The organism is Pasteurella sp. XG20 (assembly GCF_018968665.1).
In the GTDB taxonomy this organism is placed as follows: Bacteria; Pseudomonadota; Gammaproteobacteria; order Enterobacterales; family Pasteurellaceae; genus Pasteurella; species Pasteurella multocida.
Map to the genome: position 1 here is coordinate 271,451 of NZ_CP076656.1, position 14,070 is coordinate 285,520.

At 40.4% G+C, this 14,070-nt stretch carries 12 protein-coding genes; 6 read left to right on the forward strand and 6 right to left on the reverse strand.

Features of this window, described 5'->3' with window-relative positions; all coding sequences use genetic code 11:
- Positions 1–4 precede the first annotated feature (4 nt).
- Entirely contained in the window at positions 5–1,483 is a 1,479-nt protein-coding gene (gene mltF / locus KPF51_RS01235; RefSeq protein WP_005715959.1) for a membrane-bound lytic murein transglycosylase MltF, read from the forward strand.
- Between the two features lie 10 nt (positions 1,484–1,493).
- Positions 1,494–1,640 (forward strand): hypothetical protein, encoded by a 147-nt coding sequence (locus tag KPF51_RS01240; protein WP_005724449.1) that lies wholly within the window; start codon positions 1,494–1,496, stop codon positions 1,638–1,640.
- A 55-nt stretch (positions 1,641–1,695) separates the two neighbouring features.
- On the opposite strand, the gene dsbB is transcribed toward KPF51_RS01240, so the two are convergent.
- Together dsbB and nhaB are read right to left on the reverse strand one after the other, a co-directional pair.
- Complete coding sequence (gene dsbB, locus KPF51_RS01245; RefSeq protein ID WP_005724450.1) at positions 1,696–2,232, reverse strand: disulfide bond formation protein DsbB; 537 nt, start codon at positions 2,230–2,232, stop codon at positions 1,696–1,698.
- Between the two features lie 21 nt (positions 2,233–2,253).
- Complete coding sequence (gene nhaB / locus KPF51_RS01250) at positions 2,254–3,795, reverse strand: Na(+)/H(+) antiporter NhaB (RefSeq protein WP_064661137.1); 1,542 nt, start codon at positions 3,793–3,795, stop codon at positions 2,254–2,256.
- Positions 3,796–3,948: 153 nt separating this feature from the next.
- Between nhaB and fadR the strand changes: the two genes are divergently transcribed.
- The gene (gene fadR / locus KPF51_RS01255) at positions 3,949–4,674 is read left to right on the forward strand and encodes a fatty acid metabolism transcriptional regulator FadR (RefSeq protein ID WP_005724453.1); all 726 of its coding nucleotides are present in this window, start codon (positions 3,949–3,951) and stop codon (positions 4,672–4,674) included.
- 91 nt (positions 4,675–4,765) lie between these two features.
- On the opposite strand, the gene KPF51_RS01260 is transcribed toward fadR, so the two are convergent.
- The 4 genes from KPF51_RS01260 to KPF51_RS01275 all read right to left on the reverse strand — a co-directional run bounded on the left by KPF51_RS01260 (position 4,766) and on the right by KPF51_RS01275 (position 9,955).
- Positions 4,766–5,803 (reverse strand): ABC transporter ATP-binding protein, encoded by a 1,038-nt coding sequence (locus KPF51_RS01260; protein WP_005724454.1) that lies wholly within the window; start codon positions 5,801–5,803, stop codon positions 4,766–4,768.
- Positions 5,804–5,805: 2 nt separating this feature from the next.
- Positions 5,806–7,464, reverse strand: coding sequence for an iron ABC transporter permease (locus KPF51_RS01265; protein ID WP_061406226.1), 1,659 nt, complete (start codon positions 7,462–7,464; stop codon positions 5,806–5,808).
- A gap of 78 nt (positions 7,465–7,542) precedes the next feature.
- Positions 7,543–8,556 carry a Fe(3+) ABC transporter substrate-binding protein gene (locus KPF51_RS01270; RefSeq protein ID WP_005715971.1) on the reverse strand — a complete coding sequence of 338 codons (1,014 nt, stop codon included), beginning with the start codon at positions 8,554–8,556 and terminating at the stop codon, positions 7,543–7,545.
- Positions 8,557–8,740: 184 nt separating this feature from the next.
- Positions 8,741–9,955, reverse strand: a complete 1,215-nt coding sequence (locus tag KPF51_RS01275; protein ID WP_005724457.1) for a pyridoxal phosphate-dependent aminotransferase — start codon at positions 9,953–9,955, stop codon at positions 8,741–8,743.
- A 169-nt stretch (positions 9,956–10,124) separates the two neighbouring features.
- Here KPF51_RS01275 and KPF51_RS01280 point away from each other — a divergent pair, with 169 nt between their 5' ends.
- The 3 genes from KPF51_RS01280 to menH are packed head-to-tail and all read left to right on the forward strand — an operon-like array spanning position 10,125 to position 13,924.
- Entirely contained in the window at positions 10,125–11,420 is a 1,296-nt protein-coding gene (locus KPF51_RS01280) for an isochorismate synthase MenF (RefSeq protein WP_061406225.1), read from the forward strand.
- A 12-nt stretch (positions 11,421–11,432) separates the two neighbouring features.
- A complete protein-coding gene (gene menD / locus KPF51_RS01285) occupies positions 11,433–13,139 on the forward strand; it encodes a 2-succinyl-5-enolpyruvyl-6-hydroxy-3-cyclohexene-1-carboxylic-acid synthase (RefSeq protein WP_005724459.1) in 1,707 nt (568 codons plus the stop codon).
- 41 nt (positions 13,140–13,180) lie between these two features.
- Positions 13,181–13,924: a 2-succinyl-6-hydroxy-2,4-cyclohexadiene-1-carboxylate synthase gene (gene menH, locus KPF51_RS01290; RefSeq protein WP_061406224.1), complete on the forward strand. Its 744-nt coding sequence runs from the start codon at positions 13,181–13,183 to the stop codon at positions 13,922–13,924.
- Positions 13,925–14,070 lie beyond the last annotated feature (146 nt).

Here is a 14,070-nt window from a genome sequence, read left to right on the forward strand (position 1 = left end):
TCATTTGAAAGGTTTATTTCTACGTATTATTGCGATTGTAGCCTTATTGCTATGGGCAATAGATATGGTGTTTCCTTGGCAACAAATCATGCGTTCTGAAGAGAACCGCTATACTGCGATTCAAAGTCGCGGTAAGTTGGTGGTGGGAACAATTAATAATCCGATTTCTTATTTTATTGATCATGCAGGACAAGCGGCGGGACTTGAGTATGAGTTGAGTAAGGCGTTTGCTGACTATCTTAATGTGGATCTCGAAATTCTCGCGATGTCAAATGGTGATGAACTTTTTAGCGCGCTGAAAAATAATAAAATTGATATTGCGGCGGCGAATTTGTTGTATCAACCGAATAAATTAGATATGTTCCAAGTAGGTCCCACTTATAATTCGGCTTCGTGGCAGTTAGTGTACCGTAAGGGAACAGAACGTCCACGTAGTCTAGGGGAATTGAAAGGCAGTTTAAGTATTGCCTCTGGATCAGAGCTCACGGAATTATTAAAAGTAGAAAAAGAAAAATACCCTGACTTAATCTGGCGTGTAAATGAAAAACTTACTCCGGAAGAACTGCTGATTCAAATGGCAGATGGCAAAATTGACTATGTGATCGCGAATTCTATTGATGTGTCTGCGGTGCAACAAATTAAGCCAAATGTAGCGGTCGCGTTTGATGTGACGGATGAATCGACGGTGCATTGGTATTTACCAAGTAATTCGTATAGTGAATTGCAAGCCTCATTATTAGATTTTATGAATAGCGCTATTGAAACAGGCTTGATTGCGCGTATTGAAGAAAAATATTTTAATCATTTAGCGCAATTTGACTATGTTGATACCCGTAGCTATCTACGTGCAATAGAAACGGTTTTACCGAAATTTGCCCCGCTCTTTGAAAAATATAAAGGCGATCTTGATTGGCGTTTATTGGCGGCAATTGCTTATCAAGAGTCCCATTGGAATCCTGATGCAACCTCACCGACCGGGGTACGAGGTATGATGATGTTAACGAAAGCCACAGCAGAGCGGATGCGAATTCAAGACAGAACGGATCCGGAACAAAGTATTAAAGCTGGTTCAGAATATTTACATTGGCTTATTACGCAAATGCCTGATACGATTAAAGAAGATGAGCGTATTTGGTTTGCCTTAGCTGCGTATAATATGGGATTAGGGCATTTGTTAGATGCGCGCCGTTTAACCAAGAGCCTAGGTGGTGATCCCGATAATTGGTTAGATGTGAAGAAGAATTTGCCACTATTAGCAGAAAAACGCTATTACACGGGGTTAAAATACGGGTATGCGCGAGGCTATGAAGCATATCACTATGTGGAAAATATCCGTCGTTATATGAACAGCATTGTGCATTATTATCGGGTACAGCAAGCACAAATTGAAGAAACATTAGATACACAAGCCGCCGAAATAGAAAACATCAACGAAATCAAGAAAGAAACGGATACGTTAGCGACAACCGTAACGACACAATAAGAGGAAGAGTATGGCGAGACGTAAAAGCTTTTTGAAGCCGACAAAAAAATTATATCGTTTATCACAAGGACGCGCATTACGTTTAAAACGCTTAAAGCAGCGTAAAGCAAGATTATTAGCAAGACATTCCCTGCAGTTTGTCGTGCAAGAAATTTAATCTATATCGAATGAGAAATGAAAAATGGTGCTTTATCGCACCATTTTTTTATGACTTAATGAAAGAGTCTGCGCTGCTTGGGTTTTAGACGTTTGACTTGGCTGATGAAAATGAGAGCAAGTAATAAGGTATAGAGTGCAAAAATGACGACGATCCATTGCACCATAGAAAAGCCAAGAAATTGCCATGTTACTTCACTGCATGAGCCTGAAGGGAGGAAGAGCGCAGGAAACCACTGATCTAAGGGTAAAGTCTCGGGAAATTCTGCAACCGCTGAACATTGTTTCCAAGGTGCAGGGTAAAGTTGTAGATCTAAATGGGTGATGCTAATCATTAAGCCTTTGATTGCACTGCTTAAACCAATTAATAACGCAACAAGGCGCAAAAGCATCGAACTCGGGTAGAGTAACCCCAATAAACCGGAGAAAGCAATGCCAAGAATAGCTACCCTCTCGTAAATACACATGACACAAGGGGCGAGCCCCATGCCATGTTGAAAATAAAGAGCGATAGCCTCTAATAGTAAAGCTGAGCTAAACAATAGAAACCATGCACTTCGTTTTGTTGAGAGTGTCTTAAAAAAGCTTAGCATGTTTCCTCCTTTTACTTGTCATTACATTGGCTTTAATAAACCAATTTGAATGAGCACATTGGTTGCGCCAGGCAAAATATATTCCACAGCCAATAAACCAATACAGGATAATACGATGGTATAAGGCAATGCCATATAAACCATTCTACCATAAGAAAGACGAATTAATGGTGCAAGTGATGAGGTCAATAAAAATAAGAATGCGGCTTGACCATTTGGGGTTGCAACAGAAGGAAGATTGGTACCAGTATTAATTGCTACTGCCAGTAATTCATATTGTGGTTGAGCAATTAAGCCAGCCTCTAATGCTGCTTTGGTTTCATTGATATAAACTGTGGCCACAAACACATTATCTGAAATAGCGGATAACAAACCGTTAAAAATATAGAAAAGGGCAAGCTGAGTATGTTCACTGGCCGCCAGCACAAACTGAATAATTGGCGCAAACAGATGTTGGTCAATGATGACGGCAACAACCGAGAAGAACACCACTAACAATGCTGTGAAGGGTAAGGATTCCTGAAAGGCTTTACCAATAGCATGCTCGCTAGTGACACCACAAAATGAAGTAGCCAAAATAATCACCGTTAAACCAATGATACCGACGGCGGCGAGATGGAATGCGAGTCCAACAACCAACCAAATACCAATTAAAGCTTGCACAAAAAGTTTCAAACGATCTTGTTGCGACATTTTTTGTTGATTATTGCGATCAAACTTTGCCAAGATGCCCCATACTTTACGTGGCAATTTGGCGCCATAGCCAAATACACTAAATTTTTCCACTAAGAAGCAGGTCACTAAACCACAAATGAGAACTGGCAACGTGACTGGGAGCATACGTAAGAAGAATTCCCCAAATGCCCATTTGGCTTGTTCTGCAATGATTAAGTTTTGGGGTTCACCGACCATAGTCATGACGCCACCTAATGCGGTTCCCACACAAGAATGCATCATTAAGCTGCGTAAGAAAGCGCGGAATTGTTCTAACGTGTCTTTATTTTCACCAATTTTATCGTCTTTGGTAATATCAGTGGCGTCGTTGAAATTATTGCCTGAAGCAACTTTATGATATACCCCATAGAACCCCATACCTACACTGATGATCACGGCTACCACAGTTAAAGCATCGAGAAAAGCCGATAAAAAGGCCGCACTTAAACAGAAAGCAAGGGATAACACCATTTTTGAACGAATACTTAAAAGTAATTTTGTGAAAACAAACAGCAATAACCGTTTCATAAAATAAATCCCTGCAACCATAAAGATCAATAGTAGGATGACTTCGAAGTTTGCTATGATTTCCGCTTTCACGTGTTCTGGATGGGTCATACCAATCGCCACGGCTTCTAATGCCAGTAAACCACCGGGTTGAAGAGGGTAACATTTCAGTGCCATGGCGAGAGTCAGAATGAATTCAGCAACTAAGAGCCAACCGGCAATAAAGGGACTGATAAAGAAGAAGATTATAGGGTTTATGATAAGGAAAAGGACAATTGTGATTTTGTACCAATTAGGACTTGTTCCTAAGAAATTTCTTAGGAATGCTTGAGTATAACTCATTTTTACTACCACCTTAGTTAATATTTAATATTTTTAGAAATTTTGAATATAATATTGGAATCATTGTAATATATACTGCATTACACGATAATACTTAAAATAACTATTTGTTATCTGTATCACATTTTAAATTTAATCGACTAGAAGAAACGTATGAATAATGATCAACCTCTTTTAAAAGCACAGAGTCCGGCTGGTTTAGCGGAAGAATATATTGTCAGAAGTATCTGGAATAATCATTTCCCACCAGGCTCCGATTTGCCGGCTGAACGTGAGTTGGCAGAGAAAATTGGGGTGACGCGTACCACGTTACGTGAAGTGCTACAACGCTTGGCGCGTGACGGTTGGTTGAATATTCAACATGGGAAACCAACTAAAGTGAATAATATTTGGGAAACCTCGGGCTTGAATATTTTAGAGGTATTAGTACGTTTAGATAGCACCAAGTTACCTAGTTTCATTTCTAACATCCTGTCCGCGCGAACCAATATTTCGGCAATCTATATTCAAAAAGCCTTCAAAGTAGAACCACAGAAATCACTCGAAGCGTTTAAGGATCTTGATACTCTAGCAGATACAGCAGAAGCTTATACTAATTTTGATTATGATCTTTTCCGTAAATTAGCATTTGCATCTGATAATCCTGTGTATGGTTTGATTTTAAATAGTTTGAAAGGGTTATATACACGTGTAGGGTTGTTTTATTTTGCCAATCCATCAGCGCGTGAGTTAGCGAAACGCTTTTATCTTTCGCTAAAGACGTTGTGTCAAACACAGCAAGTGAACGATGTCAAAGAGTGTATCCGTCAATATGGTAAAGACAGTGGGGTGATTTGGGCAAATATGCAGGCATATTTACCAGCTAATTTTAATGAATAGTCCTTTTTAAACCAGATAACACATCTTGCGAAATCTGCACTCGTATTCAGTACGGTGCAGATTTTTTATTACGTTACAATAAAAGAGCGGGCTAGATGTCAAAAAGAACAGGCGCGGTACATTTATAATTTAAACGAACCTGCGCATCAAGCGGGAAGTTTTTCGGACTTTGTACCATAAAGCACTCGTCGCCAATATTAACATCATATTGAAAGTAAGGCCCTAAAAAACGCTTTTTACTAATGATTCCACTGCCTTGCTCATCAAGATGAATTTGGAAACTTTGTGGACGTACTAACCAATGTACGTTCTGTCCGACACTTATTGGCTTCCCGTTGGAAAAGGTGAGCAGTTGAGTAAAGGTGTATTCACCAATCACCGAATTGAAGCTGCGGTCTGACGTAATACGGCAAGTTAAATAATTGACATTACCTAAAAACTCTGCCACAAACTTATTGATAGGCATTTGATAGAGTAGGTCGGCATCACCGACTTGCACAATTTTGCCTTTATCCATAATGGCAAGTTTATCAGCGAAGGCAAAGGCTTCTTCTTTGCTATGAGTGACAAAAATCGCGGGAATTTGTTGGCTTTTTAAAATGTCCTTGATCTCATCAATCATCTGATAACGCACTTGACTATCAATATTGGAAAAAGGTTCATCTAATAACAATAAACGCGGTTTGCAAGCTAAAGCACGTGCAATGGCAACTCGCTGCTGTTGACCTCCAGATAATTCATGAGGATAACGCTCGAGTAAGCCTGTGAGGCGCACAAGTGCGGTCATTTTTTCAATAATTTCTGTTTTTTCTGCCGCTTTTTTCTTCTGTAAACCAAAGGCGATATTTTCTTTCACCGTTAAATGTGGAAACAACGCGTAATCTTGAAAAATAACTCCAATTTGCCGTTGTTCCACGGGCAGTCCAGCTAAATTTTGCTCATTAAACAAAATCTTGCCTTGACTGATGTCTTGTAAGCCGGCAATCGATTTCAAGAGCGTTGTTTTGCCACAACCACTGGCTCCGAGTAAACAGAGAATTTCATTCTGAGCCATCGCCAGATCTAAGTTTTGTAAGACGTTTTCGGTACTGTAACCACAAGTTAATTGGGATATTTGTAATATATTCATAATTAGCGATCTTTTTCGGAATGAAGCACCAGTGAGCGTGTCAACCAAATCACTGGTAATAAGCCGACTAACACTAACGCAATGGCAGGTAGGGCGGCTTGTTCGAGCTGCTCATCGGAAGTAAAAGTGAAAACATGGGTTGCCAAAGTATCAAAATTAAAAGGACGTAATAATAACGAAGCATTTAATTCTTTCATGGTTTCGATAAACACCATCATCAATGCGGTGAGAATACCTTTAGACAATAATGGCAGATGAACACGATGTAACATTTTGATGCCGTTTTGACCTAATGTACGGCTTGCCATATCTAAGGAAGGTGATATTTTTTGAAACGAGGCATCGATACCACCAATTGCCATGGCAGAAAAACGTACGGTATAAGCACAAATGAGAGCAAACATCGATCCTGAGAAAATTAAACCAACAGGGGAAAAGCCAAAGGATTTTAGCAGATCATTGAGTAAATGATCTGCGCGAGTATAAGGGATCAGAATCCCAATAGCTAAGACGGTACCGGGTATGGCGTAGCCGAGGGAGGAAAGTTGTAAGCCATAATGTGCAACACGCTGCTGTATCGGACTTTTTTGCAACGCGAGGCGATTAAAAAAGTGTAAAAAGAGGGCTAACAGTACACATACAACAGAAGCGATCACCGAACTGGATAAGCTATGATAAGCATAATGGAAAAAGTTATCCGCTTGGCGGATATCAAAATAAGACAGTGCCCAATAAATCAGCTTCGCAAAAGGAATAATGAAGGCGATACTGACCAAGCCCCAACAATACAATTGAGCAAGGACAAGTTTGAAACCAGAAAGAGGCGTTAAACGGCGCTTTTTCTCATAACCTCGTTGATAGGTTTTTTGTTTACGACGACTATAACGTTCTAACCATAATAAGCTGAAGATCATAAACAGCATTAACAAAGAAATTTGGCTAGCAGAACCTAAATCACCATATCCAAGCCAAGTATCATAGACTGCGGTAGTTAATGTCGGCACCGCAAAATAATACACGGTACCAAAATCGCCAAGGGTTTCCATTGCGACTAATGAGGCACCCACGGCAATGGCTGGACGAATCAAAGGTAACGTGACTTTTTTAAATAAGTAAAAACGGCTAGCGCCTAAGGTTTTGGCACTATGAATTAAATTTTCTGATTGTTCCAATAAAGCAACACGAACAAGTAAAAATACATAAGGATACAAGACCAGTGCTAATACGAAACAGGCGCCGCCAAGCGAACGAATTGGCGGGAACCAGTAATCTTGTGGACTATGCCAAGCAAAGTATTCCCGTAAAAGTGATTGTACCGGACCGGGATAATCTAATAAATCAGTGTATAGATAGCCGACTAAATAAGCTGGGATCGCTAAAGGCAAACAAAGCACCCATTGCAATGTTTTTTGTCCGACAAATTGGTAAGTTGAGATAATCCACGCGGCGGGAATGGCGAACACTAAACTTAAAAACACCGTGCCTAAAACCAAAATGAGCGAATTGATACTGTAGTCGGTGAGAACGGTTTGCCAAAGATGTTGAATATTGTCCCAATCGGCTTGCCAAGATTGATAAAGAATAGAAATTAAAGGCAAGAGAAAGAACAACACAATAAAAAGTGCGGTGAAATTCCAGCTGATTTTTTTGAGTGAATACATCTTAGCGTCGTCTATAATAATATTTAAAGGGCGACATTAACGTCGCCCTTGCCAGTTGAGATAAATCAGGTCACTAAATTAAAGATCGAATTTCACTTCGTCAATTAATTTTAATGCTTTATCATAATTTTCTGCGATTTTCTCTAAAGCGATATCATCAGCTTTGAATTCACCCCAAGATGCAACCAGTTTAGAGCGCTCAACTCCTGGTTTTACTGGATACTCATGGTTCAACTCAGCGTATAAATGTTGAGCTTTATCACCGCTTAAATATTCCACTAATTTCACCGCATTGGCTTTGTTTGGCGCGTGTTTTGCAATGGCTACACCACTGATATTAACGTGTGTACCTTGCGCTTTTTGGTTCGGGAAGTTGATGTAAACCGCTTCTGCCCAGCTACGTTGTTTTTCATCGTCTAACATTTTACCGAAGTAATAGCTGTTACCTAACGCGTAATCACAGATACCTTCTTTAATCGCTTTCACTTGATCACGGTCACCACCTTGTGGTTTTTGTGCGAGGTTCGCTTTTAAGCCTTCTAAGAACGCTTTTGCTTTCGCTTCGCCATCGTGTGCGATCATAGAGGCAACTAAAGATACGTTATAGGCATTTTTACCCGAACGCACACAGACTTTGCCTTTGTATTCAGGTTTTGCTAAATCGTAGTAAGTGAAGTCAGCTGGTAATTTACCCACACGATCTTTTGCAGTGTAAATGGCACGTGCACGCGTTGTTAAAGCAAACCATTCATCTTTGGAATCACGGAATTGCGCTGGAATATTTTTCTCAAGGGTTTCACTGTGGATTGGTTGCGCTAAACCTTCTTTTACAATTTCCATCACACGACTGATATCAACTGTTAATAATACGTCTGCTGGACTTAACTCGCCTTCACGTTTTACACGATCCACTAAGCCTTTATCCGCAAAAATCACGTTGACTTTTACGCCAGTGTCTTTTTCGAAGTCTTTTAACATAGGTTCGATTAAGTAAGGTTGGCGGTAAGAATAAACGTTAACTTCATTTGCCGCCATAGCGGATGTTGAAATCACTGCAGATAAAGCCAATGCAAGTGTTGAGATTTTTTTCATAATCACATTCCTCAGATGAGTGTTTACGGTTAAAAGTGCGGTCAATTTAACCAATAAATTGATTTAAGTCAATGATAATTATTCTTACTTGTAATAATGCGAGGAAAGCGAAATGGTCGAGAAGGCAGAAAATAAAAAGGCAAACCGAAACATCAAGGAAACGGTTTGCCGTAAGTAGCAAGAATTATTGATGATAGTGGGCTAAGAAACGAGCAAGTTTCGTGAGCGCCTCTTCAATTTGATGAACATGAGGTAAAGTGACAATCCGGAAATGATCAGGGGAATGCCAGTTGAAACCACGTCCATGTACTAATAACACTTTTTCTTGTGCCAACAAATCAAACACCATCTTTTCATCATCATAGATATTAAATTTTTTGATGTCGATTTTCGGGAACATATACATCGCACCTTGCGGTTTGACGCAACTTACCCCAGGGATTTGATTAATTAACTCATAGGCTTTATTGCGCTGCTCAAGCAAACGCCCACCGGGAAGGATAAATTCATTAATACTTTGATAGCCACCTAGCGCAGTTTGAATCGCATGTTGCATTGGCACATTGGCGCAAAGTCGCATAGACGCCAACATATCGAGCCCTTCAATATAACCCGCAGCGGCTTTTTTCGGTCCGTTTAAGATCATCCAGCCTTGGCGGAAACCCGCGACACGGTAAGCTTTCGACAACCCATTAAAAGTGACGGTTAAAATATCTGGCGCGAGGGCGGCAATATGGTGGTGCACTGCATCATCATATAAAATTTTATCGTAGATCTCGTCGGCAAAAATAATCAATTTATGTTGGCGCGCCACTTCAATGATCTCTAACAGCAAATCTTTACTGTATACCGCACCCGTTGGGTTATTAGGATTAATTACCACAATTGCTTTAGTACGCTTTGTGATTTTGCTTTTGATATCATTCACATCAGGAAACCAATTCGCTTCTTCATCACATAAATAGTGCACTGGTTTGCCACCGGCTAAAGTCGCCGCGGCAGTCCAAAGCGGATAGTCTGGCATCGGAATCAGCACTTCATCGCCGTCATTGAGCAACGCTTGTAATGACATGGTGATTAATTCAGACACCCCGTTACCAATGTACACATCATTCACCGTCGCCCCGTGAATACCTTTTGATTGGTAATATTGCACAATAGCTTTACGTGCAGAATACAAGCCTTTCGAGTCACAATAGCCTTGTGCGGTGGGTAAGTTGCGAATGACATCAACTAAGATTTCATCTGGAGCTTCAAAACCAAAAGGGGCGGGATTACCAATATTAAGCTTGAGAATTTTATGTCCTTCTTCTTCTAAACGAAGTGCTTCTTTATGAACAGGTCCGCGAATATCGTAACAAACGTGTTCTAATTTATCTGATTTAGGAAAATGCGCCATAGATAGACCTTATGCTTGTAAACGGAAACGATTGATATTGGATAAAATAACGACACTTTACGCTTATTTAAGGCGGGAGAAAAGATTTTGTAAAAATTTCTATTAAAGTGCGGTAGAATTAACGCTTATTTTTAACTTATTTTTTTATCGAAAACAATGCTTTTTCAATATGGATAATTTGCAGTCAATCAAAGCACAATTTATTGCACAAATCAATGCTTATCAACCGGAGAAAGATCGCGATATTGTGGTATTTCAGTGCAATACTGAAACAACCTTTTCTTTGCTAGCTTGGCTGAAAGCACAGCAATATTATCCTCAGTTTTATTTGCATGGGCGAGATGGTGCGACAAAATGGGCGTCGATTGGTCAGGTTCGTCAGTTCTCTGATGTCAGTGCAGCGGCACACTTTATCCAAGAACAGCAGTTGGCTTTGCTCGGTGGATTACAGTTTTATGGTGACGCGTTGTTTGTGCTACCGCGTCTTTTATTACAGCAATGTCAAGATGGCATGACGATAACGTTATTCATTGATGGAAAGCAATTCGAGCAAGATAAGCTTGTGGCGCTCGCTTGTTTAAGCACATTTGAAAAACAAACCGCACTTCAAACGGTGAAGCAAGAGATAAGCCTCATTTCGCAAAAAGCCGATCAGGCAGAATGGTGCCGTTGGGTTGAACAAGGCTTGCAAAAAATTAAACAAGGCGAGTTAAGTAAAATTGTTTTAGCGAATGAGCGTTGCTTTAAAACAGCGGCGCTGTTAGCCGCAACGGATTTGTTAGCGGAAAGTGAGAAATATAATCTAGGTTGTTATCACTTTATGTTAGCAGAAAGTGAACAGCGTGCCTTTATTGGTTCTAGCCCAGAATTATTGTATCGTCGTCACGGTTTACAATTAAAAACGGAAGCCTTAGCGGGCACCGCGTTTATGGGGGAAGATGAACAACAAAATCAACAACAAAGTGATTGGTTGTTGCACGACAAGAAAAACGAATATGAAAATCAATTGGTTGTGGATGGCATTTGCCAAAATTTACAGCCCTTTGTGCAACAAATTACGATAGAAAAGGTCGAACTTAAAAAACTCCGTAAAGTACAACATTTACGACGCCGAATTTCGGCACAACTAAAAGCAAGTTGTGGGGATAAAGACATCTTACTTGCGATGCACCCGACTGCAGCGGTGGCGGGTTTACCTCAATTGGAAGCTAAACAGGCGTTACGAAAATTAGAAAATTTCGACCGCACTTGGTATGCGGGGACATTGGGCGTTATGGGCCCCGCGTATGCGGATTTTTGTGTCACGATACGCTCTGCTTTTATTGAACAGGCAGAAAATGACAGTCAATTATGTGTTTTTGCTGGGGCTGGGATTGTTGAAGGCTCTATTCCATTGTTAGAATGGCGAGAGATTGAGCGTAAAGCTATGGGCTTAGTATCGTTATTGCAACAGAATCAATTATAAAAGGGAACAGATATGTCAATAAGCGTATTTAATCGTTGTTGGTCAAAAGTGATTTTGGAAACCCTGGTTCGCCAAGGTGTTGCGCATTTTTGTATTGCACCAGGATCTCGTTCTACTCCTCTGACTTTGGAAGCGATACGTTTGCAAGATAGTCATCGTGTGACTTGCCACACTCACTTTGATGAACGTGGACTTGGTTTTTTTGCGTTAGGATTGGCAAAAGTCAGCAAAAAGCCTGTTGCCGTGATCGTCACCTCTGGCACGGCAGCGGCGAATCTATATCCTGCTATTATTGAAGCGCGTCAAACGGGAGTAAATCTGATTGTTCTTACTGCTGATCGTCCTCCAGAATTGATCGAATGCGGGGCAAATCAAGCGATTGTACAACCGCATATGTATGCGGATTATCCTGTTGCAAGTGTTAATTTACCGCGCCCAAGTCAAGATTACAGCGCCGATTGGTTAATTTCTCGTTTAGAGCAAGCCTGTTATCAACAAGCCCGTCAACCCGGTGTTGTTCATGTTAATGTGCCTTTTGCTGAACCCCTTTATGAAGCCAGTGAAACAGATATCGAGGCGCATAGTTGGCTAGTGCCTATTCAACGTTGGTTAAACCAACATAAACCTTGGATACAACAACAAACAGATCAGAAAGAAGTTTTGATGCACGCCAATTGGGATCATTGGCGGACGATGCGAGGAGTCATTGTTGTTGGGCGATTACCCGTGGAACAAACTATGGGCATTATGGCTTGGGCAAATACCATGGGCTGGATTGCTTTAACAGATGTTCAATCGAGTGTTGAAGCCAGTTTACCTTATGCAGATATTTGGTTAGCGAATCAAACAGTTAAGCAAAAATTATTACAAGCGGATATTGTTATTCAATTTGGCTCTGGGTTTATTAGTAAACGTGTGAATCAATTTTTAGCAGCCTTTAAACAAGAATATTGGATTGTTGAACAAAGTACGGGCTTAATCGACCCAAATCATCATGCACATACACGCTTTAATGCGAAAGTGCATCATTGGTTACGTGCACATCCGCCATTGCGCCAAAAACCGTGGTTACTTGAACCCCTTGCGCTGTCTAAATTCTGTGCCAGTTTTATTGAGAAACAAGTCGGTGGTAATTTAAATGAGGCATCATTAGCTCACCATTTAGACCGTATTTTATCCAACAACGGCATTTTATTTTTAGGCAACAGTTTATTTGTTCGTTTAGTCGATGCGTTAGCGAAATTACCAGAAGGTTATCCTGTTTATACGAACCGTGGAGCAAGTGGTATTGATGGTCTTTTAGCCACCGCCGCAGGCATTGGGATTGGTGCAAATCAACCTTTAGTCGCGATGATCGGGGACGTGTCTGCCCTTTACGACATTAATTCCCTTGCGTTGTTTAAAAAAGTCACTCAACCGACTATCATTTTTGTGATCAATAATAATGGTGGTGCGATTTTTGATATGTTGCCTGTTGAAGCGGATGTGAAAGAAAAGTATTACCGCATGCCACATCATTTAGAGTTTTCACAGCTCGCGCAAACCTTTGATTTAAAATATGCACGTCCTTATACTTGGGCAGATTTAGGCGCGGTATTAAAAGTTGCCTATTCACGCCGTGAAACCACATTAATTGAGATTAAAGTAGGGGCGAGTGATGCCAGTACGATTTATAAGCGCCTGATTGAGCAAATTAGCTATGCGGTAATCGGTGAATAAAAATAAATGCTCGCTTGGCGGGCATTTTTTAAGGAGTCAGAATGCCTGTTTTTGTTTTTTTACATGGCTTATTAGGGAGCAAGCACGATTGGCAAAAAGTGATTGAAAATTTACCGCACTTTTCCTGTCTTGCTTTAGATTTACCTTTTCACGATGACGCGAAAACCGTATGTGTAACAGATTTTGAACAAACTTGTGCTTATGTAGAGCAACAACTACAACAGCTAGGTGAGCAACCTTATTATTTGGTCGGCTATTCTTTAGGAGGGCGTATTGCGTTGTATTACGCTTTTGCTTATTTGTCTAAGACGAATGCAAAACACCACTTACATGGATTGATCTTAGAAGGGGCGAATTTAGGTTTACAGCACGATGAAGAGAGAAAAATACGTTGGCAACAAGATCTTGCTTGGGCAACACGTTTTAGAACAGAACCGATGGCGTCCGTTCTTGACGATTGGTATCAACAACCAGTTTTCTCACATCTCACGCCACAAGCCCGCCAAGATTTGATTCAAAAACGTGCTATACATTGTGGTGAACATATCGCGAATATGTTGCTCGCCACCAGTTTAGCCAAACAACCTGATTTTCGACCTTACCTGATTGCATCCACGTTTCCGATTTACTATTTTTGTGGCGAAAAAGACCATAAATTTAAACAAATGGCAGAGCAGACAAAATTGCCGTTGGTTATTATTCCGGAGGCAGGACATAATGCTCATGTGGAGCAGCCAATCGTCTTCGCAAATAACATCAAAACACATTTTCCATTTGATGTTTAATATCTTTTGTTGTTTGTGCTTTGTTTATTCCTTGTCCGCTTTCTTCCTTTGATTATATTTTATTCACTTCAATGTTTTCCTAAGCATTTCATTCCATTGACTTATTCAGTGTATTAAAAATAGCCTAACTTATTGATAATATGATT

Bases quoted from the DNA above. Each gene is read 5' to 3' on its own strand.
- KPF51_RS01240 (WP_005724449.1), top strand. From the start codon at position 1,494: ATGGCGAGACGTAAAAGCTTTTTGAAGCCGACAAAAAAATTATATCGT.
- dsbB (WP_005724450.1), bottom strand. From the start codon at position 2,232: ATGCTAAGCTTTTTTAAGACACTCTCAACAAAACGAAGTGCATGGTTT.
- nhaB (WP_064661137.1), bottom strand. From the start codon at position 3,795: ATGAGTTATACTCAAGCATTCCTAAGAAATTTCTTAGGAACAAGTCCT.
- fadR (WP_005724453.1), top strand. From the start codon at position 3,949: ATGAATAATGATCAACCTCTTTTAAAAGCACAGAGTCCGGCTGGTTTA.
- KPF51_RS01260 (WP_005724454.1), bottom strand. From the start codon at position 5,803: ATGAATATATTACAAATATCCCAATTAACTTGTGGTTACAGTACCGAA.
- KPF51_RS01265 (WP_061406226.1), bottom strand. From the start codon at position 7,464: ATGTATTCACTCAAAAAAATCAGCTGGAATTTCACCGCACTTTTTATT.
- KPF51_RS01270 (WP_005715971.1), bottom strand. From the start codon at position 8,556: ATGAAAAAAATCTCAACACTTGCATTGGCTTTATCTGCAGTGATTTCA.
- KPF51_RS01275 (WP_005724457.1), bottom strand. From the start codon at position 9,955: ATGGCGCATTTTCCTAAATCAGATAAATTAGAACACGTTTGTTACGAT.
- KPF51_RS01280 (WP_061406225.1), top strand. From the start codon at position 10,125: ATGGATAATTTGCAGTCAATCAAAGCACAATTTATTGCACAAATCAAT.
- menD (WP_005724459.1), top strand. From the start codon at position 11,433: ATGTCAATAAGCGTATTTAATCGTTGTTGGTCAAAAGTGATTTTGGAA.
- menH (WP_061406224.1), top strand. From the start codon at position 13,181: ATGCCTGTTTTTGTTTTTTTACATGGCTTATTAGGGAGCAAGCACGAT.